We start from the raw sequence: 25,349 nt of genomic DNA, 5'->3' as shown, positions 1-25,349 counted from the left end.
AGGTGAAGCGCCCCACGACAACGAACCGACTTCCGGCTACTCGCCGGACAGCACCGCCTGAGCGGCCATGCGGGCCTCCTCGGCGGAGTCCGCGGCACGCGCGGCCGAGGCCGCACGCTCGCACTGCGCCAGCGTGTACTTGCCGAGCGTCGTCCGCACGTAAGGAATCGACGCCGCACCCATGGAAAGGGAGGTGACGCCCAGACCGGTCAGGACGCACGCGAGCAGCGGGTCGGACGCGGCCTCACCGCAGACACCGCAGCTCTTGCCCTCGGCCCTCGCCGCTTCCGCGGACAGCGCGACCAGGTCGAGCAGCGCGGGCTGCCACGGGTCCTGAAGCCGCGACACCGCACCGACCTGCCGGTCAGCGGCGAACGTGTACTGCGCGAGGTCATTGGTCCCCAGCGAAAGGAACTCGACCTCCTGAAGGATCGAACGCGCCCGCAGAGCGGCCGACGGAATCTCGACCATCGCACCGAACTTCGCCTCAAGACCCGCCTCACGGCACGCGTCCGCGAAGGCCTTCGCGTCGGCACGGTCGGCGACCATCGGCGCCATGACCTCGAGGTAGACCGGCAGCCCCTCAACAGCCTTGGCCAGCGCGGTCAGCTGCGTACGCAGAACCTCGGGGTGCTCGAGAAGGGAACGCAGACCGCGCACACCCAGAGCCGGGTTCGGCTCGTCGGCGGGCGTCAGGAAGTCCAGCGGCTTGTCCGCACCGGCGTCGAGGACGCGCACCACGACGCGTCCCTCGGGGAACGCCTCGAGAACCTTCCGGTACGCCTCGACCTGCTTCTCCTCGGAAGGAGCCTTGCTGCTGTCGTCAAGGAACAGGAACTCGGTACGGAAGAGACCGACACCCTCGGCACCGGCCTCGACCGCGGCCGGAACGTCGGCCGGACCGCCGACGTTGGCCAGCAGTGGCACCTTGTGACCGTCGGACGTCGCACCCGGACCTGACGACGCGGACAGCGCGGCCTTCCGCGCGGCGGCGGCCGCCTCCAGCTCGGCCCGCTTCTCCGGGCTCGGCTCGACGAAGATGTCGCCGGTGCTGCCGTCGACAGCGATCACCGTGCCCTCGGCGAGCTCACCCGCACCGGGCAGCGCGACCACGGCCGGCACTCCGAGCGCACGCGCCAGGATCGCGCTGTGACTGGTCGGCCCGCCCTCCTCGGTGACGAAACCGAGCACGAGCGTCGGGTCGAGCAGCGCCGTGTCCGCGGGAGCCAGGTCCCGCGCGATCAGAACATAGGGCTTGTCGCTGTCCGGGACACCGGGCATGGGCACCCCGAGCAGCCGCGCCACGATCCGGTTCCGCACGTCGTCCAGGTCGGCGACGCGACCCGCGAGGTACTCACCGGCACCGGCCAGCAACGCCCGATAAGACGCGAAGGCGTCATACACCGCACGCTCCGCCGTGCTGCCGACCGCGATACGGCGGTCGACATCGGCCATGAGCTCCGGGTCCTGCGCCATCATGGCCTGGGCCTCGAGCACGTGCTGTGCCTCGCCACCGGCCAGATTGCCGCGTGCAATCAGATCGGCCGCCACAGCTTCCACGGCCTGACGGGCGCGCCCCTGCTCGCGCTCCGCGTCCTCCGTCGGAATCTGCTTGGCCGGCGGCTCGAGAACCGCCGTCCCCATGTGCCGAACCTCGCCGATCGCCACACCGTGGCTCACGCCGACGCCTCGCAGCGTTGTCTCCATCTCACCGTCTCCGATAGTGCGACGGGCCCAGCCGCCGCGGTGGTTGACCTGCATGCCGCCAGCGACGGCCCGCGTCACTTCCAGCTGAACAGTGCGTCGCCGGACTTGACGTCGCCGTCCTCGATCACATCGGAGAGGGACTCGGCGGTGGCCTCGAGGGCAACGATCGGGCAGATCGGGGACTTGCCGGCGGCTTCGACGGCGGCCGGGTCCCAGCGCACCATCTCCTGACCGCGCTGCACGGTGTCGCCCTTGTTGACGAGGAGCTCGAAGCCCTCGCCGTTGAGCTGCACGGTGTCGATGCCCAAGTGCGTCAGGACGCCGTGGCCCTGCCCGTCCACTACTACATAGGCGTGGGGGTGAAGAGAGACGACGATGCCGTCGACGGGCGCGACAGCCACGGAGGGCTCGCGCACCGGGTCGATGGCAGTGCCGGGACCGACCATCGCACCGGAGAAGACCGGGTCAGGAACGGCGGTGAGTCCAATGGCGCGTCCGGCGAGCGGGGACGTCACACTGGTCATGGCAAGCCTCCCAGGGGTGGAGATTGATGGTCACCGTCACTGCCTGTCCTGGACGGCGTACCGTTTCAGAAGCGTAAGTCATAAAAAGTCCCGGTTCCCCATGGGAGGTACCGGTTGGCTGACGTAGAGGGTGCACGCAAACGATTTGCGCCTGCCCTTCACCCCCATGTACTGTCGTACTCCCGCTTGAGGCCAAGCGGCACCTTCGAGTGCCTGGTGGCTCAGCGGCAACTATCACGTCAGATCCTAGCTTTGATCGACTTCCGCATGCCTGCAGGAGCTCATGGTCGAAGCAGCGGAAAATGACTGATAGTGTTTGAACCGCCGGAAAGGGAAACGCGAAAAGCCGAAAGGCCGGAGCGGAAACCAGAAAGGCGCCGAGGAAATCGGACACGAAAGAGTCTGATAGAGTCGGAAACGCAAGACCGAAGGGAAACTGCCCGGAGAAAAGCCTGAGAGAGTCTCTCGGGTGAGTACAAAGGAAGCGTCCGTTCCTTGAGAACTCAACAGCGTGCCAAAAGTCAACGCCAGATTGACAACCCCGGCCCACTTTGTGGGTTGGAGGTTCCTTTGAAAAAGTCCTCACTCCCACACCGGGGTGAGGCGCACTAGCGAGGACGCAGTGAATCGTGGGGATTATTCCTCCCGACGGTTCCGCTCTCGTGGTGTAGTCCCGATTACGGGAAAACATTCACGGAGAGTTTGATCCTGGCTCAGGACGAACGCTGGCGGCGTGCTTAACACATGCAAGTCGAACGATGAAGCCCTTCGGGGTGGATTAGTGGCGAACGGGTGAGTAACACGTGGGCAATCTGCCCTGCACTCTGGGACAAGCCCTGGAAACGGGGTCTAATACCGGATAACACCCCCTCTCGCATGGGAGGGGGTTGAAAGCTCCGGCGGTGCAGGATGAGCCCGCGGCCTATCAGCTTGTTGGTGAGGTAGAAGCTCACCAAGGCGACGACGGGTAGCCGGCCTGAGAGGGCGACCGGCCACACTGGGACTGAGACACGGCCCAGACTCCTACGGGAGGCAGCAGTGGGGAATATTGCACAATGGGCGAAAGCCTGATGCAGCGACGCCGCGTGAGGGATGACGGCCTTCGGGTTGTAAACCTCTTTCAGCAGGGAAGAAGCGAAAGTGACGGTACCTGCAGAAGAAGCGCCGGCTAACTACGTGCCAGCAGCCGCGGTAATACGTAGGGCGCAAGCGTTGTCCGGAATTATTGGGCGTAAAGAGCTCGTAGGCGGCTTGTCACGTCGGTTGTGAAAGCCCGGGGCTTAACCCCGGGTCTGCAGTCGATACGGGCAGGCTAGAGTGTGGTAGGGGAGATCGGAATTCCTGGTGTAGCGGTGAAATGCGCAGATATCAGGAGGAACACCGGTGGCGAAGGCGGATCTCTGGGCCATTACTGACGCTGAGGAGCGAAAGCGTGGGGAGCGAACAGGATTAGATACCCTGGTAGTCCACGCCGTAAACGGTGGGAACTAGGTGTTGGCGACATTCCACGTCGTCGGTGCCGCAGCTAACGCATTAAGTTCCCCGCCTGGGGAGTACGGCCGCAAGGCTAAAACTCAAAGGAATTGACGGGGGCCCGCACAAGCAGCGGAGCATGTGGCTTAATTCGACGCAACGCGAAGAACCTTACCAAGGCTTGACATATACCGGAAAGCATCAGAGATGGTGCCCCCCTTGTGGTCGGTATACAGGTGGTGCATGGCTGTCGTCAGCTCGTGTCGTGAGATGTTGGGTTAAGTCCCGCAACGAGCGCAACCCTTGTTCTGTGTTGCCAGCATGCCCTTCGGGGTGATGGGGACTCACAGGAGACTGCCGGGGTCAACTCGGAGGAAGGTGGGGACGACGTCAAGTCATCATGCCCCTTATGTCTTGGGCTGCACACGTGCTACAATGGCAGGTACAATGAGCTGCGATGCCGCGAGGCGGAGCGAATCTCAAAAAGCCTGTCTCAGTTCGGATTGGGGTCTGCAACTCGACCCCATGAAGTCGGAGTTGCTAGTAATCGCAGATCAGCATTGCTGCGGTGAATACGTTCCCGGGCCTTGTACACACCGCCCGTCACGTCACGAAAGTCGGTAACACCCGAAGCCGGTGGCCCAACCCCCTTGTGGGGAGGGAGCTGTCGAAGGTGGGACTGGCGATTGGGACGAAGTCGTAACAAGGTAGCCGTACCGGAAGGTGCGGCTGGATCACCTCCTTTCTAAGGAGCACTTTGGCTGCCAGGTTTCACCTGGTGGTCCAAGAGCCATTTCGTCGGCAAATGTCCGACGGTGGTTGCTCAAGGGTGGAACGTTGACTATTCGACCGGGTTCTCGGGTCGGAGGCTGTGAGTACTGCTCTTCGGAGCGTGGAAAGCATGATCTCCGGGCGGAAGCGGGTCGGGCACGCTGTTGGGTGTCTGAAGGTACGGCCGATTGGTCGCCTTCAGTGCCGACCCCAGTGCACTCGAATCTGCTGGTTCGGGGTGATGGGTGGTTGGTCGTTGTTTGAGAACTGCACAGTGGACGCGAGCATCTGTGGCCAAGTTTTTAAGGGCGCACGGTGGATGCCTTGGCACCAGGAACCGATGAAGGACGTGGGAGGCCACGATAGTCCCCGGGGAGCCGTCAACCAGGCTTTGATCCGGGGGTTTCCGAATGGGGAAACCCGGCAGTCGTCATGGGCTGTCACCCATACCTGAACACATAGGGTATGTGGAGGGAACGCGGGGAAGTGAAACATCTCAGTACCCGCAGGAAGAGAAAACAACCGTGATTCCGGGAGTAGTGGCGAGCGAAACTGGATGAGGCCAAACCATATGCGTGTGATACCCGGCAGGGGTTGCGCATGTGGGGTTGTGGGATCTCTCTTTCACAGTCTGCCGGCTGTGAGACGAGTCAGAAACCGTTGATGTAGGCGAAGGACATGCGAAAGGTCCGGCGTAGAGGGTAAGACCCCCGTAGTCGAAACATCAGCGGCTCGTTTGAGAGACACCCAAGTAGCACGGGGCCCGAGAAATCCCGTGTGAATCTGGCGGGACCACCCGCTAAGCCTAAATATTCCCTGGTGACCGATAGCGGATAGTACCGTGAGGGAATGGTGAAAAGTACCGCGGGAGCGGAGTGAAATAGTACCTGAAACCGTGTGCCTACAAGCCGTGGGAGCGTCGCGCAAGGAACTTGTTCCTTGCGTCGTGACTGCGTGCCTTTTGAAGAATGAGCCTGCGAGTTTGCGGTGCGTTGCGAGGTTAACCCGTGTGGGGAAGCCGTAGCGAAAGCGAGTCCGAATAGGGCGATTCAGTAGCGCGCTCAAGACCCGAAGCGGAGTGATCTAGCCATGGGCAGGTTGAAGCGGAGGTAAGACTTCGTGGAGGACCGAACCCACCAGGGTTGAAAACCTGGGGGATGACCTGTGGTTAGGGGTGAAAGGCCAATCAAACTCCGTGATAGCTGGTTCTCCCCGAAATGCATTTAGGTGCAGCGTCGTGTGTTTCTTGCCGGAGGTAGAGCACTGGATAGGCGATGGGCCCTACCGGGTTACTGACCTTAGCCAAACTCCGAATGCCGGTAAGTGAGAGCACGGCAGTGAGACTGTGGGGGATAAGCTCCATGGTCGAGAGGGAAACAGCCCAGAGCATCGACTAAGGCCCCTAAGCGTACGCTAAGTGGGAAAGGATGTGGAGTCGCACAGACAACCAGGAGGTTGGCTTAGAAGCAGCCACCCTTGAAAGAGTGCGTAATAGCTCACTGGTCTAGTGATTCCGCGCCGACAATGTAGCGGGGCTCAAGCGTACCGCCGAAGTCGTGTCATTGCGATATATACCCCCAACGGGGATCGTGATGGGTAGGGGAGCGTCGTGTGCCGGGTGAAGCAGCCGCGGAAGCGAGTTGTGGACGGTTCACGAGTGAGAATGCAGGCATGAGTAGCGATACACACGTGAGAAACGTGTGCGCCGATTGACTAAGGGTTCCTGGGTCAAGCTGATCTGCCCAGGGTAAGTCGGGACCTAAGGCGAGGCCGACAGGCGTAGTCGATGGATAACCGGTTGATATTCCGGTACCCGCTGTGAAGCGTCAAACATTGAATCAGGCGATGCTAAGTCCGTGAAGCCGTTCCGGACCCTTCGGGGAAAGGAAAGTGGTGGAGCCGACGGACCAGACTTGTAGTAGGTGAGTGATGGGGTGACGCAGGAAGGTAGTCCAGCCCGGGCGGTGGTTGTCCCGGGGTAAGGGTGTAGGCCGTGTGATAGGTAAATCCGTCACACATAAGGCTGAGACCTGATGCCGAGCCGATTGTGGTGAAGTGGATGATCCTATGCTGTCGAGAAAAGCCTCTAGCGAGTTTCATGGCGGCCCGTACCCTAAACCGACTCAGGTGGTCAGGTAGAGAATACCGAGGCGTTCGGGTGAACTATGGTTAAGGAACTCGGCAAAATGCCCCCGTAACTTCGGGAGAAGGGGGGCCATCACTGGTGAGAGGACTTGCTCCTCGAGCTGGGGGTGGCCGCAGAGACCAGCGAGAAGCGACTGTTTACTAAAAACACAGGTCCGTGCGAAGCCGTAAGGCGATGTATACGGACTGACGCCTGCCCGGTGCTGGAACGTTAAGGGGACCGGTTAGTGCACTTTCGGGTGTGCGAAGCTGAGAACTTAAGCGCCAGTAAACGGCGGTGGTAACTATAACCATCCTAAGGTAGCGAAATTCCTTGTCGGGTAAGTTCCGACCTGCACGAATGGCGTAACGACTTCTCGACTGTCTCAACCATAGGCCCGGTGAAATTGCACTACGAGTAAAGATGCTCGTTTCGCGCAGCAGGACGGAAAGACCCCGGGACCTTTACTACAGTTTGATATTGGTGTTCGGTTCGGCTTGTGTAGGATAGGTGGGAGACTTTGAACTCTGGACGCCAGTTCAGGGGGAGTCGTCGTTGAAATACCACTCTGGTCGTGCTGGATGTCTAACCTGGGTCCGTGATCCGGATCAGGGACAGTGTCTGATGGGTAGTTTAACTGGGGCGGTTGCCTCCTAAAGAGTAACGGAGGCGCCCAAAGGTTCCCTCAGCCTGGTTGGTAATCAGGTGTTGAGTGTAAGTGCACAAGGGAGCTTGACTGTGAGACCGACGGGTCGAGCAGGGACGAAAGTCGGGACTAGTGATCCGGCGGTGGCTTGTGGAAGCGCCGTCGCTCAACGGATAAAAGGTACCCCGGGGATAACAGGCTGATCTTCCCCAAGAGTCCATATCGACGGGATGGTTTGGCACCTCGATGTCGGCTCGTCGCATCCTGGGGCTGGAGTCGGTCCCAAGGGTTGGGCTGTTCGCCCATTAAAGCGGTACGCGAGCTGGGTTTAGAACGTCGTGAGACAGTTCGGTCCCTATCCGCTGTGCGCGTAGGAATATTGAGAAGGGCTGTCCCTAGTACGAGAGGACCGGGACGGACGAACCTCTGGTGTGCCAGTTGTCCTGCCAAGGGCATGGCTGGTTGGCTACGTTCGGAAAGGATAACCGCTGAAAGCATCTAAGCGGGAAGCCTGCTTCGAGATGAGTATTCCCACCCCCTTGAGGGGTTAAGGCTCCCAGTAGACGACTGGGTTGATAGGCCAGATCTGGAAGCCCGGTAACGGGTGGAGGTGACTGGTACTAATAGGCCGAGGGCTTGTCCTCAGTTGCTCGCGTCCACTGTGTTGGTTCTGAAACCACGAACAACCCCACGTTTGTCACAGAGCGTGGTGCGGTTGACAGTTTCATAGTGTTTCGGTGGTCATAGCGTGAGGGAAACGCCCGGTTACATTCCGAACCCGGAAGCTAAGCCTCACAGCGCCGATGGTACTGCAGGGGGGACCCTGTGGGAGAGTAGGACGCCGCCGAACTATTTTTGAAGAAAACCCCCGTAACGGATGAGAATCCTGTTACGGGGGTTTTCTGCGTTGCATGCCAAGCGTGGTGCGGCAATTCTTGTGCACCCCTCTGCACGGCCCCATGTGAGCTGAGGGTAGGGTCAGGGGGCATCGTTGGCTCGTTTCCCCACAGGAGGCCCCCGGGTGGAGGTCCAGGAGACCCGTGTCCAGACGGACCGGGTGCTCACCATCCCGAACATCCTCAGCATGGCGCGTCTCCTTGGCGTACCCCTGTTCCTGTGGCTCATCCTCAGGCCCGAGTTCGGCGGGCCCAAAAGCGATGGCTGGGCCCTCCTGGTCCTGATGCTCAGCGGTGTCAGCGACTATCTCGACGGGAAGCTCGCCCGGCGCTGGAATCAGATCAGCAACCTCGGCCGGCTGCTCGACCCTGCCGCCGACCGGCTCTACATTCTGTCCACGCTGGTAGGACTCACCTGGCGCGAGATTCTGCCGATCTGGTTGACGGCCGTACTGCTTGCCCGGGAACTGGTTCTCCTCGTGATGGTGGGTATCCTCCGCCGGCACGGCTATCCGCCGCCACAGGTGAACTTCCTCGGCAAGGCCGCCACGTTCAACCTCATGTATGCGTTCCCCCTGTTGCTCCTCAGCGACGGAAGCGGCTGGATCAACACGCTCGCTGCTATTTTCGGATGGGCGTTCGCAGGATGGGGTACAACGCTCTACTGGTGGGCAGGGATCCTCTACGTAGTGCAGGTCCGCCGACTGGTCAGGGCGGACTCCACGGCCGATTGAGCTCTCCATATGGCGGTATTCGAGGCCAGGTAGGCCCGCAGTCCGAGATCTGCGGGTCCATCCGGACGGGCGAAGTCGGCTAGACAGTCGTCTCTTCAAGGAGGACGCTTCCGACATGAAGGCCGTCGTAATGGCTGGAGGCGAAGGCACGCGCCTGCGCCCCATGACCTCGAGTATGCCCAAGCCGCTCCTGCCGGTTGTGAACCGGCCGATCATGGAGCATGTGCTGCGGTTGCTCAAGCGGCATGGGCTCACCGAGACCGTCGTCACCGTGCAGTTCCTGGCATCTCTCGTCAGGAACTACTTCGGGGACGGCGAAGAGCTCGGAATGGAGCTCACCTATGCCAATGAGGAGAAGCCACTCGGCACAGCCGGCAGCGTGAAGAACGCAGAGGAAGCACTCAAGGACGACGCTTTCGTTGTGATCTCCGGTGACGCTCTGACCGATTTCGACCTCACCGACCTCATCAATTTCCACAAGGAAAAGGGTGCGCTCGTCACGGTCTGCCTGACCCGCGTTCCCAACCCCCTTGAATTCGGCATCACCATCGTCGACGAACAGGGCAAGGTCGAACGCTTCCTCGAGAAGCCCACCTGGGGCCAGGTTTTCTCCGACACGGTGAACACGGGCATCTACGTCATGGAGCCCGAGGTATTCGACTACGTCGAGGCCGATGTGTCGGTCGACTGGTCCGGCGATGTCTTCCCGCAGCTCATGAAGGAAGGCAAGCCGGTCTACGGCTATATCGCCGAGGGCTACTGGGAGGATGTCGGCACGCACGAGAGCTACGTCAAGGCGCAGGCCGACGTGCTCGAAGGCAAGGTCGATGTCGACATCGACGGATTCGAGATCTCGCCCGGAGTGTGGGTCGCCGAAGGTGCCGAGGTCCATCCGGACGCAGTGCTCCGCGGTCCGCTGTACATCGGGGACTACGCCAAGGTCGAAGCCGACGTGGAGATGCGCGAGCACACCGTGATCGGCTCGAACGTCGTCGTGAAGAGCGGGGCCTTTCTGCACAAGGCCGTAGTCCACGACAACGTGTACATCGGGCAGCACAGCAATCTCCGCGGCTGCGTCATCGGCAAGAACACCGACATCATGCGGGCCGCCCGCGTCGAGGACGGCGCCGTCATCGGCGACGAGTGCCTTGTCGGTGAGGAATCGATTATCCAGGGCAACGTCCGGGTCTATCCGTTCAAGACCATCGAGGCCGGCGCCTTCGTCAATACTTCCGTGATCTGGGAGTCCCGGGGGCAGGCGCATCTCTTCGGCGCCCGTGGTGTCTCCGGCATCATCAACGTGGAGATCACCCCGGAGCTCGCCGTGCGGCTCGCGGGAGCGTACGCCACGACGCTCAAGAAAGGCTCGACCGTCACCACGGCCCGTGACCACTCGCGTGGTGCGCGAGCCTTGAAGCGGGCGGTCATCTCCGCGTTGCAGGCGAGCGCCATCGACGTACGCGACCTGGAGAACGTGCCGCTGCCCGTCGCGCGGCAGCAGACCGCGCGGGGCAGCGCCGGCGGGATCATGATCCGTACGACGCCCGGCGTGCCGGACTCCGTCGACATCATGTTCTTCGACGAGCGGGGAGCGGACCTTTCGCAGGCCAGTCAGCGGAAGCTGGACCGGGTGTACGCGCGCCAGGAGTACCGGCGGGCGTTCCCCGGAGAGATCGGCGATCTGCACTTCCCGTCGAGCGTCTTCGACTCGTACACCGGTTCCCTGCTGCGGAATGTCGATACGACGGGGATTGCCGAGGCAGGGCTCAAGGTCGTCGTCGACGCGTCGAACGGCAGTGCCGGTCTGGTGCTGCCCAGCCTGCTCGGGCGGCTCGGTGTCGACTCGCTGACGATCAACCCGGGGCTCGACGAGTCCAGGCCGACGGAGACGCGGGACGCGCGCCGGTCCGGGCTCGTGCGCCTCGGTGAGATCGTGGCGTCGGCGCGGGCCGCATTCGGCGTCCGGTTCGACCCGGTCGGTGAGCGGCTGTCGCTGGTCGACGAGAAGGGCCGCATCGTCGAGGACGACCGTGCTCTGCTCGTCATGCTGGACCTGGTGGCCGCCGAGAGGCGTAGCGGCCGGGTCGCGCTGCCTGTGACCACGACGCGTATCGCCGAGCAGGTGGCCGCGTACCACGGGACGCAGGTGGAGTGGACGACCACGTCGCCCGACGACCTCACGCGGGTCGGGCGGGACGAGGGGACCATCTTCGGCGGTGACGGTCGCGGCGGGTTCATCATTCCGGAGTTCAGCTCCGTCTTCGACGGTGCTGCCGCCTTCGTCCGGCTGATCGGGCTCGTGGCGCGGACGCAGCTGACCTTGAGCCAGATCGATGCGCGGATCCCGCGGGCGCACGTGCTCAAGCGGGACCTCGCGACTCCGTGGGCGGTGAAGGGGCTCGTGATGCGGCGGGTCGTCGAGGAGGCCGGCGACCGGTCCGTCGACACGACCGACGGCGTGCGGGTCGTCGAGGCGGACGGGCGCTGGGTGATGGTGCTGCCCGACCCGGCCGAGGCCGTCACCCATCTGTGGGCCGAAGGGCCCGACGACGCGTCGGCGCAACAGCTGCTCGACGAGTGGGCGGCCGTCGTGGACAGCGCTGGTCGCTGAGCCGTCATACATACTCGGTCGGCGCCTGTCACGGGCGCCGACCGAGTACGGCGGTGGGGCCATTCGGAGGTACAGGCCGGCACGTGCGACGATGTGCGGCATGCCGCAGCAGCCCCCCGATCGGAGCAGCCCCTCCCGTCCCGTGAGCCCCAGGCGTCCCGACGCCTCCATGTCGCTGCTGACGAACGTGATGGATCACAGCCTCGACGACGGATACGCGGAGGCGGCGGCCCGTAAGAAGGCCGAGGGCAGCGGAGGCATGCCGCGCACCCTGAGGGCCAAGCTCGGGCTCGCGGCCGGGCTGGTCCTCGCGGCGCTCGTGGTGACGGTGGGCGCGGCGCAGGCGCGGGTCGCGGCACCGGTCGTGGCGAAGGAGCGCGAGGAGCTCATCGCCCGTATCGACCGGGAGACGGCGGCCGCGGACAAGCTCGAGCGCAAGGTGGACACGCTCCGCAACGACGTGAGTGACCGCCAGCGTGAGGCGCTGAAGAAACATGGCGGCGACAAAGGCGAGTTGGTCGGTCTGCTTTCCGGTGCCACGGCGGTGCACGGCCCGGGAGTGAAGCTGGTCGTCGACGACGCCAAGGAGGCCGACCAGGGCGGAGGGGGGCCGCGCGAGAGCGCCGGCTTCTCGGACACCGGGCGGGTGCGCGACCGGGACATGCAGCGGGTCGTCAACGGGCTCTGGCAGTCCGGTGCCGAGGCCGTCGCCATCAACGGGCAGCGGCTGACGGCCCTGTCCGCGATCCGCGCGGCGGGTGACGCGATACTGGTCGACAACAGACCGCTCGTGCCGCCGTACACGGTGCTCGCGGTGGGGGACGGCCAGCGGCTGAGCACCCGGTTCCAGAACAGCCCTGACGGTCTGTACCTGCACGCCCTGCAGGAGAACTTCGGAATCCGGACCAGCATTTCGGCCCAGGACGACGTCCGCCTGCCCGCAGCGCCGAGCGTGACCGTACGTACAGCACAGCCGAGAACAGAGAAGGGCACATCGTGATCGCCGTACTGGGCCTCGTCGTGGGAGTTGTGGTCGGACTGTTCGTCCGGCCCGAGGTTCCGGCGGTGGTCGAGCCCTATCTTCCGATCGCCGTGGTGGCGGCCCTCGACGCGGTGTTCGGTGGCCTGCGGGCGATGCTCGACGGGATCTTCGACGACAAGGTCTTCGTCGTGTCGTTCCTGTCGAACGTCGTCGTGGCGGCCCTGATCGTGTTCCTGGGCGACAAGCTGGGCGTGGGCGCGCAGCTTTCCACCGGCGTCGTCGTGGTGCTCGGAATCCGCATCTTCTCCAACGCGGCCGCCATCCGGCGGCACATCTTCCGGGCGTGAGGCCGATGTCCGAGGACGAGAACCAGAACAAGAACCAGAACAAGAACCAGAACAAGAACCAGAACCAGAACAAGAACCAGAACAACGAGCAGTACCGCCTGCGCAAGGAGCTGCCGGACGAGGTCGCTCCTGAAGCGGTGGACGGCGCGGACCACGCGGACGGCGCAGACGATGCGGATGCGCCGACCGCGGAGACGAAGAGCCGGTCGCTGACCGGACGTCAGCGGCTGGCCAAGGGGCTGTGGCCGCCGCGGGTCACCCGTGCGCAACTCATCGTCGCCGTCCTGCTGTTCGTGCTCGGCCTGGGTCTGGCCATCCAGGTGCGGTCCAACAGCGACAGCAGCGCGCTGCGCGGCGCACGTCAGGAAGATCTCGTACGCATCCTCGATGAACTGGATGACCGTACTCAGCGTCTGGGAGATGAGAAGCAGCGTCTCGAGGGGCAGCGCACCGAGCTGGAGAACAGCTCGGACCAGGCCGAGGAGGCCCGCAAGCAGACGGTCGAGAGGGAACGGCAACTCGGCATTCTGGCGGGCACCGTGGCGGCGCAGGGCCCCGGGATCACGCTGACGATCACCGACAAGAAGGGCGCGGTGCAGGCGGACATGCTGCTGGATGCGATCCAGGAACTACGCGCGGCGGGCGCCGAGGCGATCCAGGTGAACGACGTCCGGGTCGTGGCCGACACGTATTTGACGGATGCGAGCGGCGGGAGGGTGAGTGTGGACGGCCACAAGATCGGCCAGCCTTTCGTCTTCAAGGTCATCGGCAAGCCGCAGGACCTGGAGCCGGCGCTCAACATCCCCGGCGGGGTGGTTCAGACTCTGGAAAAGGAGCAGGCCACCGTTACCGTGACACAGGCGCAGAAGATCGTTGTGGACGCCTTGCGACCCGCGAAGCGGCCTGACTACGCTCAGTCGTCCTCCCAGTGAGGCGGGGGCGTATGGCGGCGTTCGGGCCAGGGCATGAGGTTGCGGGGGGTCGGCGCACCGTAAGCGGGGTGCGTGGTGGAAACTGTTTGGCGGATACGGACGTTGTGAGGATGTCTGTGTCGCCGATGTACGGCGGTGTGTGCAATCAGGGTTCGTCCTGCCCCACGGGCGGGTCTGTTTCGGTCAAGGGGAATCGCCCGTGAAGTTGTTTGCGAAGTTGTTCGGCAAGAGCGCACGTGAGGACAGCGGCAATGCCAATGCCACTGCCCGTCACCGTGCACCGCGCGCCCAGGACGCGGAGGCGCAGGGGACGGAGCGTCCGCTGTTCCGTGATCAGGTCGGTCCTCAGGGTGGTGACATTTCGGGCGGACAGGGCGCGTCGTCTGTTGACCCTGCCGCGTCCGGCCGCATAGGTTTCGGGGAACCGTCAACCTCAAGTGCGGGTGGAGGGTTTACCCCCGATCCGTATGCGTCCCATGCCCCCGCGGGGCAGCCGCGGCAGGAGGATCCGTCCATGTCGGCACTGGTGTGTACGAGGTGCGGAAACCGCAACGCCGAGGCGAGCCGGTTCTGCTCCAACTGTGGTGCGCCTCTGCGCGCCACGGCCGAGCGTCCGTCCGAGACGACCTCGACGATTTCCATTTCGGGCCTTGAGGCCTACGACGCCGAAGTCACCGGTCAGACGCTGTCGCCGGCGCTCTCCCCGGAGGCCCAGGCCGCCGTCGACGCCCTGCCGCTCGGCTCGGCGCTCCTGGTGGTGCGACGCGGTCCGAACTCGGGCAGCCGCTTCCTCCTCGACGGCGAACTGACCACGGCGGGACGGCACCCGCAGAGCGACATCTTCCTTGACGACGTGACCGTTTCGCGTCGCCACGTGGAGTTCCGTCGCGGTGCTGACGGTGCCTTCACCGTCAGCGACGTGGGCAGCCTCAACGGCACGTACGTCAATCGGGAGCGGATCGACTCGGTCATGCTGTCGAACGGCGACGAGGTGCAGATCGGCAAGTACCGGCTGGTCTTCTACGCGAGCCAGCGGGGCATCTGACCTGTCAGGAAGGTCCATGCTTCAAACACCGAAGGGCGGTGCCGGTCACGGCACCGCCCTCACGGACAGTCGGCTGATGAGCATCGGCACCGTGCTGAACGTGCTGCGCGACGAGTTTCCCGAAGTCACCATCTCCAAGATCAGGTTTCTGGAGTCGGAGGGGCTGATCGAGCCGCAGCGCACCCCCTCGGGGTACCGCAAGTTCAGCCCGGACGACGTCGAGCGACTTGCCCACGTACTGCGCATGCAGCGGGACCACTACCTGCCTCTGAAGGTCATCAAGGAGCAGCTCGACGCCCTGGAGCGGGGAGAAGCGATCACGCTGCCCTCTACGGGGCGGCCGGGCGACGGCGAGGACGGCAGGGCCTCCGAGGGCGGCGAAGGGCCGACAGTGGCCCGTGTGGGCCGTGACGAGCTGCTTGCCGCTGCCGGCATCGAGTCTCCCGAGCTCGACGAGTGGGAGTCGTACGGCCTCATCGCGCCGCTGCCCGACGGCGGGTACGACGCGGAGGCGGTCACGGTCGCCGAGCTGGTCATGGAACTGGGCCGCTTCGGGATCGAGCCGCGGCACCTGCGGGCGATGAAGGCCGCGGCCGACCGGGAGGCCGGTCTGGTCGACCAGGTCGTCGCGCCGCTGCGACGGCACCGCAATCCCCAGACGCGGGCGCATGCGCAGGCCCGCGCGAAGGAACTGGCGGGGCTGACGGTGAAGCTTCACGGGGCGCTTGTGCAGACCGCGCTGGGCGTGCGTCTGCCCTGATCCGAGGGGTGCTCGCGCGGTGTGCGTCCGGCGATCGAAGGGTGCCCGACTACCCAAACCTGCCGGGCACGTCCTAGGGTTGCTGTGTGAACGAGCTCGACGTCGTAGGTGTCCGGGTCGAAATGCCCTCCAACCAACCGATCGTGCTCCTGCGTGAAGTGGGAGGCGACCGCTACCTCCCCATCTGGATCGGACCGGGGGAGGCGACGGCCATCGCCTTCGCACAGCAGGGCATGGCCCCCGCACGCCCGCTGACGCACGACCTTTTCAAGGACGTGCTGGAAGCGGTCGGGCAGGAGCTCACGGAAGTACGCATCACGGACCTGCGCGAAGGCGTCTTCTACGCGGAACTGGTGTTCTCGAGCGGGGTCGAGGTCAGTGCCCGCCCGTCGGACGCCATAGCGCTCGCGCTGCGCACCGGTACGCCGATCTACGGCAGTGACGGTGTGCTCGATGACGCCGGGATCGCGATCCCGGATGAGCAGGAGGACGAGGTGGAGAAGTTCCGCGAGTTCCTCGATCAGATCTCGCCCGAGGATTTCGGGACCAACAGTCAGTGACGCGAGAGCGGCCGTCGCAGGGCGGCCGCTGCCTCGCCGGGGGCCGGCCGGATCATTCGGCTAGCCTTTCCCCGCGGTGAGGTACGGGAAACCACTCGTAGGGTGATTATCACTCGGCGTGCCGAGTGTGGCGATCGTTGACGCACCCCTGGTGACTGCCTACCGTCGAGCAGGCAGGTCAAAGAGGAGGTCGGCGTGAGAAGCAGCGGCGACGGTACGGCTGGGGGCGGCGGACACAGTCCGGCGGAGAGCGGCCCGTACTCGCTTCACGGCCACGCGGCCGATCACATTCCGCGTCGGCCGACGGTGTTGCCGGTGGTCGCTCAGAGGGATGATGACGCGACGCCCGAGCAGGTCGGATACCGGGGACCCACCGCGTGCGCGGCGGCCGGTATCACCTATCGGCAATTGGACTACTGGGCGAGGACCGGACTGGTCGAGCCGAGTGTGCGCCCGGCCCACGGGTCGGGAACCCAGCGGCTCTACAGCTTCCGGGACGTCGTCGTCCTGAAGATCGTGAAGCGGTTCCTGGACACCGGTGTCTCACTGCAGAACATCCGCACCGCGGTGCAGCATCTGCGGGAGCGCGGCTTCAGCGATCTGGAGCGGCTGACGCTCATGAGTGACGGCGCCACCGTCTACGAGTGCAGCTCGCCGGCGGAGGTCCACGATCTGCTCCAGGGCGGTCAGGGCATCTTCGGCATCGCTGTCGGTGTGGTGTGGCGGGACGTCGAGAGCGCCCTGTCGCAGCTGCACGGGGAGCGTATCGACACCGGCGAGACGCTCCTCGGGAACAACCCGGCGGACGAGCTGGCGAGACGGCGCCACCGCGCGGTGTGAGCGGGGCCGATGCGTCGGCCGGGGCATTGTCAGTGCCGTAGGGCAGCATCGGACATGTGAGAACCGCGCCCACGATCCTGCATCTCGACATGGATGCCTTCTACGCCTCGGCGGAGCAGGCGTCGAAGCCGAGTCTGCGCGGGAAAGCCGTGGTCGTGGGCGGGATCGGGCCTCGTGGGGTGGTGGCCACCGCCTCGTACGAGGCCCGGGTGTTCGGGGTGCACTCGGCGATGCCGATAGGGCAGGCGCGCAGGCTCGCGCCCAACGCCGCGTATCTCGCGCCGCGCTTCCGGCTCTACCGGGAGGTCAGCGAGCAGGTGATGGGGCTGCTGCGGGAGCTGTCGCCGCTGGTGGAGCCGCTGAGCCTCGATGAGGCGTTCGTCGATCTGGAGGCCGGTGAGGCGGCCTGGGACGCCGCGTCGGCGCGGCTCGTCGGTGAGCGGCTGCGGGACGAGATCAAGACCGTGACCGGTCTGACCGGGTCGGTGGGGCTCGCGGCGTCGAAGATGCTGGCGAAGATTGCCTCCGAGGAGGCGAAGCCGGACGGGCTGGTGCTGATCGTGCCCGGCACCGAGCGCGCCATGCTCGGGCCCATGTCGGTGCGCACGCTGCCCGGCGTGGGGCCGGCGACCGGGGACCATCTCAGACGTGCCGGGATCACCACGGTCGAGGAGATCGCCGAAGCGGGCGAGGACGAGCTGGTACGGCTGCTGGGGAAGTCGCACGGGGCGTCGCTGTATGCCATGGCCCTCGCGCACGACGACCGGCCCGTGGTGGCCGAGCGGGACGCCAAGTCGGTGTCGGTCGAGGACACGTACGACGTGGACATCCACGACCGGGTGCGGGTGCGGACCGAGGTGCAGCGGCTCGCCGAGCGGTGCGTGCAGCGGCTGCGGGGGGCGGAGCGGTCCGGGCGGACCGTGGTCCTCAAGGTGCGGCGCTACGACTTCTCCACGCTGACGAGATCCGAGACGCTGCGTGGGCCCACCGACGACCCCGCCGTGGTGCGGGAGGCGGCCGCCCGGCTCCTGGAGTCCGTGGACACGACGGGCGGGGTGCGGCTGCTCGGCGTGGGGGTGACGGGCCTGGCCGACTACACGCAGGAGGACCTGTTCGCGCAGGCGCGGGCGCAGGCGGAGGCCGATGCGCACGTGGCCGAGGGGGAGCGTGAGGGTGAGGCGGAAGGGGCGGGTGGTGCGGGTGAAGAGGGGCAGGCGGCTGCCGAAGAGGTCGTCGAGGTCGCGGACCGGCGCTGGGTGGCCGGGCACGACGTGCGGCACGAGGAGTTCGGGCACGGGTGGGTGCAGGGCAGCGGGCTCGGGCGGGTGACTGTGCGCTTCGAGACGCCGTACTCGGAGCCGGGGCGCGTGCGTACGTTCCGGACCGACGACCCCGCGCTCGTACCGGCGGAGCCGCTGCCGCTGGTGGAGGGCGGAGCCGGGCGCTTCGCGGCGCGGGAGCCGGATGTCGGGTCAGGTGTCGTCTGACGGGCGGGCGATCTTGCCGAAGTCTCGGTCCTCAGGCGGCTCGGGGTCGCCGGGGGCCGAGATGTCGAGACCGTAGTGGTGATAGAGCTGGAGCTCCTGTTCGGGGGAGAGGTGACGGCCGACCCCGAAGTCGGGGGCGTCCTTGATCAGGGAGCGTTCGAAGGGGATGCGCAGGGTGCCCTCCACCAGCTCGCTCGGCTCCAGGGGGACGAAGGCGTCCCGGCTGAACAGGCCTGTGCGTATCGCCGCCCACTCGGGGACGCCGGTCGCGTCGTCGAGGTAGACCTCGTCGACGGTCCCGATCTTGGCTCCGTTGCGGTCGAACGCCTTGCGGCCGATCAGGTTGCGCGGATCGACATCGGTCTGCACGGGGCCCTCCAGCTGCTCGCAACTCATCCGTAAGCACTACCAAAGTGCACATTGGGGAAGGCGGCCACTCGAAGCCGGGGGTGTCGTTGCCGCTGGTAGGCTGGCGATGGCTGCCGACCCCGTGCGGGAGAGTCCTCCGGATGACACCGGAGGCGCCGAAGGAGCAACTCCTCCCCGGAATCTCTCAGGCCCCTGTACCGCACGGACGAGGTCACTCTGGAAAGCAGGGCGGGCGTTCAGGCCTCCGCTCTCACCGACGGTGAAAGTCGTCATGCCCTTCGTGATGTGGGGTGTGCCGGTGAAACTCTCAGGTTGAGATGACAGAGGGGGAGGCCGTCCGGGCACCCGCGCCGTGGTGCCCCTCGCAGGTCGCAATGACCAGGAGGCCTCCGCAATGACCGCCAACCGTATTCCGCTCTCCCAGCTGGAGCAGGGAATCCCCTTCGAGCAGCGCCATATCGGTCCGGATGAAGCAGCGCAGGCCAAGATGCTCGCGCAGGTCGGGTACGGCTCGCTCGACGAGCTGACGGCGGCCGCGGTCCCGGACGTGATCAAGAGCGCCGAGGCGCTCGATCTTCCCGGGGCCCGCACCGAGGCCGAGGTGCTCGCAGAGCTCCGCTCCCTCGCCGACCGCAACCAGGTCCTCGACTCGATGGTCGGACTGGGCTACTACGGCACGTTCACGCCGCCCGTCATCCTGCGCAACGTCATGGAGAACCCGGCCTGGTACACGGCGTACACGCCCTATCAGCCGGAGATCTCGCAGGGCCGTCTCGAGGCGCTGCTCAACTTCCAGACGATGGTCGCCGAGCTGACCGGCCTGCCCACCTCGGGCGCCTCGCTGCTCGACGAGGGCACGGCCGCGGCCGAGGCCATGGCGCTGTCCCGGCGCATGGGCAAGGTCAAGAACGGTGCCTTCGTGGTCGACGCGGACGCGCTGCCGCAGACCATCGCCGTGATCCAGACGCGTGCCGAGCCGACGGGTGTCGAGGTCGTCGTCGCGGACCTGTCCGAGGGCATCCCGGCCGAGGTCGCCGAGCGCGGCGTCGTCGGCGTCCTGATCCAGTACCCGGGCGCCTCCGGTGCCGTCCGCGACATCAAGCCCGTCATCGAGCAGGCCCACGAGCTGGGCGCCGTCGTCACGGTCGCCGCCGACCTGCTCGCCCTCACGCTGCTGACCTCGCCCGGTGAGCTCGGCGCCGACATCGCCGTCGGTACGACGCAGCGCTTCGGTGTCCCCATGGGCTTCGGCGGTCCGCACGCCGGCTACATGGCCGTCCGCGAGAAGTTCGCGCGCAGCCTGCCCGGCCGCCTCGTGGGCGTCTCCGTCGACGCCGACGGCAACAAGGCGTACCGCCTCGCGCTGCAGACCCGTGAGCAGCACATCCGGCGCGAGAAGGCCACCAGCAACATCTGTACCGCTCAGGTGCTGCTCGCCGTCATGGCCGGCATGTACGCCGTCTACCACGGGCCCGAAGGCCTCAAGGGCATCGCGCGGCGCACGCACCGGTACGCGACGCTGCTCGCCGAGGGCCTCAAGGCCGGCGGCGTGGAGGTCGTGCACGGCGCGTACTTCGACACCCTGACCGTGAAGGCCGCGGGCCGGGCCGCCGACGTCGTGAGCGCGGCGCGCGAAGGCGGCGTCAACCTCCACCTCGTGGACGCCGACCATGTGTCGATCTCCTGTGACGAGACCACGACGCGTGCCCAGCTGGGCGCCGTCTGGACCGCGTTCGGTGTCGAGGCCGACGTCGACGCGCTCGACGCGGCGGCCGTGGACACGCTGCCCGCGGGCCTTCTGCGCGATGACAACTACCTGTCGCACCCCGTGTTCCACGCGCACCGCTCCGAGACCTCGATGCTGCGCTACCTGCGCAAGCTGGCCGACCGCGACTACGCGCTCGACCGCGGCATGATCCCGCTGGGCTCCTGCACGATGAAGCTCAACGCGACGACGGAGATGGAGCCGGTCACCTGGCCCGAGTTCGGCCAGCTGCACCCCTTCGCGCCCGCCGAGCAGGCGCAGGGCTACCTCACGCTCATCCGTGAGCTGGAGGAGCGTCTGGCGGAGGTCACCGGCTACGACAACGTGTCGCTCCAGCCGAACGCCGGCTCGCAGGGCGAGCTGGCCGGTCTGCTCGCCGTCCGCGGCTACCACCGCGCCAACGGTGACGACCAGCGCACCGTCTGCCTCATCCCGTCGTCCGCGCACGGCACGAACGCCGCGAGCGCCGTGATGGCCGGCATGAAGGTCGTCGTCGTGAAGACGGCCGACGACGGCGAGATCGACGTCGCGGACCTCCGCGCCAAGATCGAGCAGTACGCGGACGAGCTCTCCGTCCTGATGATCACCTACCCGTCCACGCACGGTGTGTTCGAGGAGCACGTCGCCGACATCTGCGCGCAGGTGCACGACGCCGGCGGTCAGGTCTACGTCGACGGCGCCAACCTGAACGCCCTGGTGGGCCTCGCCAAGCCGGGCCACTTCGGCGGCGACGTCTCGCACCTCAACCTGCACAAGACGTTCTGCATCCCGCACGGCGGCGGCGGCCCCGGCGTCGGCCCGGTCGGTGTCCGCGCGCACCTCGCGCCGTACCTGCCCAACCACCCGCTGCAGCCCGCCGCGGGTCCCGAGACCGGCGTGGGCCCGATCTCCGCGGCACCGTGGGGCTCCGCGGGCATCCTGCCGATCTCGTGGGCGTACGTGCGTCTCATGGGCGGCGAGGGCCTCAAGCGGGCCACGCAGGTCGCGGTGCTCAGCGCCAACTACATCGCCAAGCGGCTCGAGCCGCACTTCCCGGTGCTGTACACGGGCCCCGGCGGCCTCGTCGCGCACGAGTGCATCATCGATCTGCGCCCGATCTCGAAGGCGACCGGCGTCAGCGTCGACGACATCGCCAAGCGGCTCATCGACTACGGGTTCCACGCGCCGACCATGTCGTTCCCCGTGGCCGGGACGCTGATGATCGAGCCGACCGAGAGCGAGGACCTCGCCGAGCTGGACCGGTTCTGCGAGGCGATGATCGCCATTCGCGGGGAGATCGAGAAGGTCGGGTCGGGCCGGTGGCCCGCCGAGGACAACCCGCTGCGCAACGCCCCGCACACCGCGGCCGCGCTCGGCGGCGAGTGGGAGCACGCGTACAGCCGCGAGGAGGCCGTCTTCCCCGCCGGTGTCGTGGCCGCCGACAAGTACTGGCCGCCGGTCCGCCGCATCGACCAGGCGTACGGCGACCGCAATCTCGTCTGCTCGTGCCCGCCCATGGACGCGTACGAGGACTGATACTCACGCTGACATGCGTCAGGGCCGGTTCCGGGGTTTCCCGGGGCCGGCCCTTTCGTACAGGGGACGCCGTCGGCGTCCGGATGCGCTCAGGCCGCGGTCACGACGTGCACCGGGCGGTGCGGAGCGATGATCTGGCCGGTGGGCAGCAGCTCACCGGTGTCCTCGAAGAGCAGGACGCCGTTGCAGAGCAGACTCCAGCCCTGTTCGGGGTGGTGGGCCACAGGGAGCGCGGCCTCCCGGTCGGCGGAGTCTGCGGACGGGCACGGTGGCTGGTGCTGGCACATGGATGGGATCTTTCCCTGTGAAGTGATGTCGGTGATGGGTGTGATGTCGCGGTCTGTCCTGCGGCTCGAAGCGTTGTTCATGGCCGCCCCCCGTTTGTCGGTCGGTCCGGAACCCAGTGTTGCCCCACGGGCGTCAATCCGCAGGTATTTCGTCGCAGCGGTCCTCACTGGATGAGGACGCGTCACCCGTGCGGACGGTTCACCCCAACTGCACTGTCCCTTCGGGTGGTTCGGGGTGGCCTGACCGGGCTAGTCCGGACGGGCCCGCGGGGGCGTGGCCGAGGGCATGGCTGCGCCCCGCGACCGGTCGGCATCGGCAGCGGGGCGCGGGCGCGTCGGACGGCCCGGTCGCGTCAGGCGGGTGAGCCCAGAAGTGGCGCGGGGGTCAGTCGATGGGTGAGAACGGGCAGCAGTTCGGCGACCGGGTGCGGGCGGTGGGCGGCGATGCCGGGCGGCGCGGGCGCCAGCGGGACCAGGAGGTCACTGGCCGCGGGATGTCCCGTCGAGGCGTCGGCGTTGCAGTCCCCGTGCAGCCAGAGGGTGAGCATGTACAGCTCCGGGACCGAGAGCAGGCGCGGTTGGTAGGCCGCGGGCATGGACTCGGCCTGGCGCAGCGCCCGTTCGGTGGCCGCGACGTACGGGCCCTCGAAGAAGTGCGAGAACGCCCAGCCGTCGGCGGTCAGCATCGTGTCGGCGGCGGCGACCGCGCGTTCCCCGCAGCGGATCAGGAACCGCCAGCCGGCGAGTCGGGTCGGCGAAGGGCCCGCGCTGCCCGTGACCCGGTCCAGTACGTGGACGGGCAAAGGGAGTTCGGGGCTCGCCGGTCCTTGGGCGGAGCGCAGGGAAGGGGTGCGGGCCTCGCGGACCGCGGTCGGGGAACCGAGGGCCGTGAGGACAGTGCGCAGGGCGGGCGCGGGAGCCGGAGGGACATGCAGCGGCATGGTGGGTCGCCTCTCATTCGACAGGCACGGTGGATCGAGGGCGTGGCGGGACGAGCGGACGGCGCTGTCTGCTGACCGGGCCAGAGGGGGCGGGGCAGATACCGCGAGCGCCAACTCTGCGCCTCGTTCGCGAAGTTTATACGACACGTGTTCACGCAGTGTTTCGTCTAGCCGTCGCGAAAATACTCGGCAAGGCGTTATTCGGTCGGCGAGATGCGGGAAATCTCCCGATTCCCAGCGGGGTTGGGTCTGTGACCTCGTAATCTTCACGGCGAGCGGACGGCCGATTCTCGTCGGTGTTTATCACCAGGTCATGTGGAACCAGGTCTTCGACATGCCGCATGCCTCGTGAATGTGCCCCGTGACAACTGCTGCGAGCCTACTCGCCCGTGGCGGGAAGCGGGGCGTTATCGATCACATTGCCTGGGCATCATCCACCGTGACACAGCGGCCGGACGGCCGTGTCGTCCATGTGAGGAGGGACGCTTCCATGGGGGAGAAGGTCGTGGCGGGCGCGTTCGACCTGTCCGATCGGCGGCACTACCGCAGGAAGCTGCAGCAGTGTCTGGCGGGGCTCGCGAGGCTCCTGGAGGAGGAGAGGTTCGATCGTCCGAGGAATCTGATGGGCCTGGAGATCGAGTTGAATCTCGCGGGGCCCGACGGCATGCCGAAAATGATGAATGCGCAAGTTCTCGAGCGCATCGCGAGCCGTGATTTCCAGACCGAACTCGGAATGTTCAATCTGGAAGTGAACATTGCTCCCCATCGTTTGGAAGGCCGCGTTCTCGACCGGCTCGCCGAGGAGCTCAGGACCGGCCTCGCCTATGCCCACCGGAAAGCGAACGAGGTGGACGCCGGGATCGTGATGATCGGCATTCTCCCGACGCTCGTGCCCGATGATCTCGTCTCCGCGAATCTGTCGGACGTGGACCGCTACAGCCTCCTCAACGACCAGATGGTGGCCGCGCGCGGCGAGGACTTCGTCGTCGACATCGACGGGGTGGAGCACCTGCGCTGCACCTCGGGGTCCATAGCGACCGAAGCGGCCTGCACCTCCGTGCAGTTGCACCTCCAGGTCACGCCCGCCCGCTTCGCCGACGTGTGGAACGCGGCGCAGGCCGTCGCGGCCGTGCAGGTCGCGGTCGGCGCCAACTCGCCGTTCCTGTTCGGACATGAGCTGTGGCGCGAATCGCGGCCGCCGCTTTTCCAGCAGTCGACCGACACCCGCCCGCCCGAGCTCCAGGCCCAAGGGGTCCGGCCGCGCACCTGGTTCGGCGAGCGCTGGATCAGCAGCGCGTACGACCTCTTCGAGGAGAACCTGCGCTACTTCCCCCCGCTGCTGCCCCTGTGCGACGACGAGGAGCCGCTGCGCGTCATCGACGACGACGGAGTGCCGGCGCTCGGCGAACTCGTCCTGCACAACGGCACCGTCTACCGCTGGAACCGGCCCGTGTACGGCATAGCCGGGGGCAGGCCGCACCTGCGCGTGGAGAACCGCGTCCTGCCCGCGGGCCCCACCGTCACCGACGTCATCGCGAACGTCGCCTTCTACTACGGCGTCGTACGCGCCCTGGCCGAGGACGCCCGCCCGGTCTGGACCCGCCTGCCCTTCGACGCGGCGGCCCGCAACTTCGACGAGGCGTGCCGGTACGGGATCGAGGCGCGCCTCGACTGGCCGCGCCGGGGCCGCTTCGGCGGGGTCGAGAAGGTGCCCGCCGTCACGCTCGTACGGGACGAGCTGCTGCCGCTGGCCGCTGCCGGGCTCGATGCCTGGGGGGTCGAGGCGGCCGACCGTGACTTCTACCTCGGGGTGATCGAGGAGCGCTGCCGGCGGCGGGTCAACGGGGCCTCGTGGCAGGCGGCCACGTTCCACCGCGCGCTGGAGAGCGGCCTCGAGCGCGACGCGGCGCTCGCGGCGACCACCCGGCGCTACTGCGAGCTGATGCACGCGGGCGACCCGGTGCACACGTGGCCGGTGGGGCTCCCGGCGCCGGCGGTGCAACTGGGCTGAGCGGCAAGGCGGTTCTGGCTG

The 25,349-nt window shown here is 66.3% G+C and carries 17 protein-coding genes, 3 rRNA genes and 1 riboswitch; of the genes, 15 read left to right on the top strand and 5 right to left on the bottom strand.

From position 1 onward, the window contains the following. Positions 1-36: 36 nt before the first annotated feature. Positions 37-1,707 carry a phosphoenolpyruvate--protein phosphotransferase gene (gene ptsP / locus LGI35_RS10045; RefSeq protein ID WP_227293549.1) on the bottom strand — a complete coding sequence of 557 codons (1,671 nt, stop codon included), beginning with the start codon at positions 1,705-1,707 and terminating at the stop codon, positions 37-39. A 74-nt stretch (positions 1,708-1,781) separates the two neighbouring features. Further along, complete coding sequence (locus LGI35_RS10040) at positions 1,782-2,231, bottom strand: PTS sugar transporter subunit IIA (protein WP_227293548.1); 450 nt, start codon at positions 2,229-2,231, stop codon at positions 1,782-1,784. 690 nt (positions 2,232-2,921) lie between these two features. Between LGI35_RS10040 and LGI35_RS10035 the strand changes: the two genes are divergently transcribed. The 13 genes from LGI35_RS10035 (at position 2,922) to LGI35_RS09975 (ending at position 18,440) form a co-directional block, all read left to right on the top strand. Beyond that, a 16S ribosomal RNA gene (locus tag LGI35_RS10035) occupies positions 2,922-4,449 on the top strand. Positions 4,450-4,767: 318 nt separating this feature from the next. Further along, positions 4,768-7,890: ribosomal RNA gene (locus LGI35_RS10030) — 23S ribosomal RNA — on the top strand. Between the two features lie 89 nt (positions 7,891-7,979). Next, a 5S ribosomal RNA gene (gene rrf, locus LGI35_RS10025) occupies positions 7,980-8,096 on the top strand. The 16S, 23S and 5S rRNA genes sit together here, the layout of an rRNA operon. 171 nt (positions 8,097-8,267) lie before the next feature. Continuing rightward, the gene (clsA, locus tag LGI35_RS10020) at positions 8,268-8,876 is read left to right on the top strand and encodes a cardiolipin synthase ClsA (RefSeq protein ID WP_227293547.1); all 609 of its coding nucleotides are present in this window, start codon (positions 8,268-8,270) and stop codon (positions 8,874-8,876) included. A gap of 115 nt (positions 8,877-8,991) precedes the next feature. Next, complete coding sequence (locus tag LGI35_RS10015) at positions 8,992-11,487, top strand: mannose-1-phosphate guanyltransferase (protein ID WP_227293546.1); 2,496 nt, start codon at positions 8,992-8,994, stop codon at positions 11,485-11,487. Positions 11,488-11,578: 91 nt separating this feature from the next. Continuing rightward, a complete protein-coding gene (locus LGI35_RS10010; protein WP_116500026.1) occupies positions 11,579-12,487 on the top strand; it encodes a DUF881 domain-containing protein in 909 nt (302 codons plus the stop codon). Continuing rightward, the gene (locus tag LGI35_RS10005) at positions 12,484-12,816 is read left to right on the top strand and encodes a small basic family protein (RefSeq protein ID WP_100597644.1); all 333 of its coding nucleotides are present in this window, start codon (positions 12,484-12,486) and stop codon (positions 12,814-12,816) included. The genes LGI35_RS10010 and LGI35_RS10005 overlap by 4 nt, the downstream gene beginning before the upstream one ends. Then, positions 12,813-13,748, top strand: coding sequence for a DUF881 domain-containing protein (locus LGI35_RS10000; RefSeq protein ID WP_423835692.1), 936 nt, complete (start codon positions 12,813-12,815; stop codon positions 13,746-13,748). The genes LGI35_RS10005 and LGI35_RS10000 overlap by 4 nt, the downstream gene beginning before the upstream one ends. A 199-nt stretch (positions 13,749-13,947) precedes the next feature. Further along, on the top strand, positions 13,948-14,793 hold the full coding sequence (locus LGI35_RS09995) for an FHA domain-containing protein (RefSeq protein ID WP_227293544.1): 846 nt from the start codon (positions 13,948-13,950) through the stop codon (positions 14,791-14,793). A gap of 16 nt (positions 14,794-14,809) precedes the next feature. After that, on the top strand, positions 14,810-15,553 hold the full coding sequence (gene ftsR, locus LGI35_RS09990; protein WP_227293543.1) for a transcriptional regulator FtsR: 744 nt from the start codon (positions 14,810-14,812) through the stop codon (positions 15,551-15,553). Positions 15,554-15,639: 86 nt separating this feature from the next. Next, positions 15,640-16,113, top strand: coding sequence for a bifunctional nuclease family protein (locus LGI35_RS09985; RefSeq protein WP_100597640.1), 474 nt, complete (start codon positions 15,640-15,642; stop codon positions 16,111-16,113). A 195-nt stretch (positions 16,114-16,308) separates the two neighbouring features. Next, entirely contained in the window at positions 16,309-16,953 is a 645-nt protein-coding gene (locus LGI35_RS09980; protein WP_227293542.1) for a MerR family transcriptional regulator, read from the top strand. 56 nt (positions 16,954-17,009) lie between these two features. Beyond that, a complete protein-coding gene (locus LGI35_RS09975; RefSeq protein ID WP_227293541.1) occupies positions 17,010-18,440 on the top strand; it encodes a DNA polymerase IV in 1,431 nt (476 codons plus the stop codon). Here LGI35_RS09975 and LGI35_RS09970 read toward each other — a convergent pair. Then, complete coding sequence (locus LGI35_RS09970; RefSeq protein WP_227293540.1) at positions 18,426-18,809, bottom strand: PRC-barrel domain-containing protein; 384 nt, start codon at positions 18,807-18,809, stop codon at positions 18,426-18,428. The genes LGI35_RS09975 and LGI35_RS09970 overlap by 15 nt on opposite strands. 114 nt (positions 18,810-18,923) lie before the next feature. Further along, positions 18,924-19,019: riboswitch (glycine riboswitch) on the top strand. A gap of 184 nt (positions 19,020-19,203) precedes the next feature. On the opposite strand from LGI35_RS09970, the gene gcvP reads away from it, so the two are divergent. Beyond that, positions 19,204-22,089: an aminomethyl-transferring glycine dehydrogenase gene (gcvP, locus tag LGI35_RS09965; RefSeq protein ID WP_227293539.1), complete on the top strand. Its 2,886-nt coding sequence runs from the start codon at positions 19,204-19,206 to the stop codon at positions 22,087-22,089. 89 nt (positions 22,090-22,178) lie between these two features. Here the strand turns inward: gcvP and LGI35_RS09960 are convergent, their stop codons facing one another. Together LGI35_RS09960 and LGI35_RS09955 are read right to left on the bottom strand one after the other, a co-directional pair. After that, the gene (locus tag LGI35_RS09960) at positions 22,179-22,376 is read right to left on the bottom strand and encodes a DUF5999 family protein (RefSeq protein WP_279348625.1); all 198 of its coding nucleotides are present in this window, start codon (positions 22,374-22,376) and stop codon (positions 22,179-22,181) included. Between the two features lie 353 nt (positions 22,377-22,729). After that, entirely contained in the window at positions 22,730-23,317 is a 588-nt protein-coding gene (locus LGI35_RS09955; protein ID WP_227293537.1) for a hypothetical protein, read from the bottom strand. 490 nt (positions 23,318-23,807) lie between these two features. Here LGI35_RS09955 and LGI35_RS09950 point away from each other — a divergent pair, with 490 nt between their 5' ends. Beyond that, positions 23,808-25,328 (top strand): glutamate-cysteine ligase family protein, encoded by a 1,521-nt coding sequence (locus tag LGI35_RS09950; protein WP_227293536.1) that lies wholly within the window; start codon positions 23,808-23,810, stop codon positions 25,326-25,328. Positions 25,329-25,349: the final 21 nt, after the last annotated feature.

Source organism: Streptomyces longhuiensis (assembly GCF_020616555.1).
GTDB lineage: Bacteria > Actinomycetota > Actinomycetes > Streptomycetales > Streptomycetaceae > Streptomyces > Streptomyces longhuiensis.
The sequence above is the reverse complement of the archived record's forward strand: the minus strand, read 5'-3'. Positions and strand labels throughout refer to the sequence as shown.

Excerpts from the sequence above, each read along its gene's own strand:
- ptsP (WP_227293549.1), bottom strand. The coding sequence starts at position 1,707 with ATGGAGACAACGCTGCGAGGCGTCGGCGTGAGCCACGGTGTGGCGATC.
- LGI35_RS10040 (WP_227293548.1), bottom strand. The coding sequence starts at position 2,231 with ATGACCAGTGTGACGTCCCCGCTCGCCGGACGCGCCATTGGACTCACC.
- LGI35_RS10015 (WP_227293546.1), top strand. The coding sequence starts at position 8,992 with ATGAAGGCCGTCGTAATGGCTGGAGGCGAAGGCACGCGCCTGCGCCCC.
- LGI35_RS10010 (WP_116500026.1), top strand. The coding sequence starts at position 11,579 with ATGTGCGGCATGCCGCAGCAGCCCCCCGATCGGAGCAGCCCCTCCCGT.
- ftsR (WP_227293543.1), top strand. The coding sequence starts at position 14,810 with ATGCTTCAAACACCGAAGGGCGGTGCCGGTCACGGCACCGCCCTCACG.
- gcvP (WP_227293539.1), top strand. The coding sequence starts at position 19,204 with ATGACCGCCAACCGTATTCCGCTCTCCCAGCTGGAGCAGGGAATCCCC.
- LGI35_RS09960 (WP_279348625.1), bottom strand. The coding sequence starts at position 22,376 with ATGTGCCAGCACCAGCCACCGTGCCCGTCCGCAGACTCCGCCGACCGG.
- LGI35_RS09955 (WP_227293537.1), bottom strand. The coding sequence starts at position 23,317 with ATGCCGCTGCATGTCCCTCCGGCTCCCGCGCCCGCCCTGCGCACTGTC.
- LGI35_RS09950 (WP_227293536.1), top strand. The coding sequence starts at position 23,808 with ATGGGGGAGAAGGTCGTGGCGGGCGCGTTCGACCTGTCCGATCGGCGG.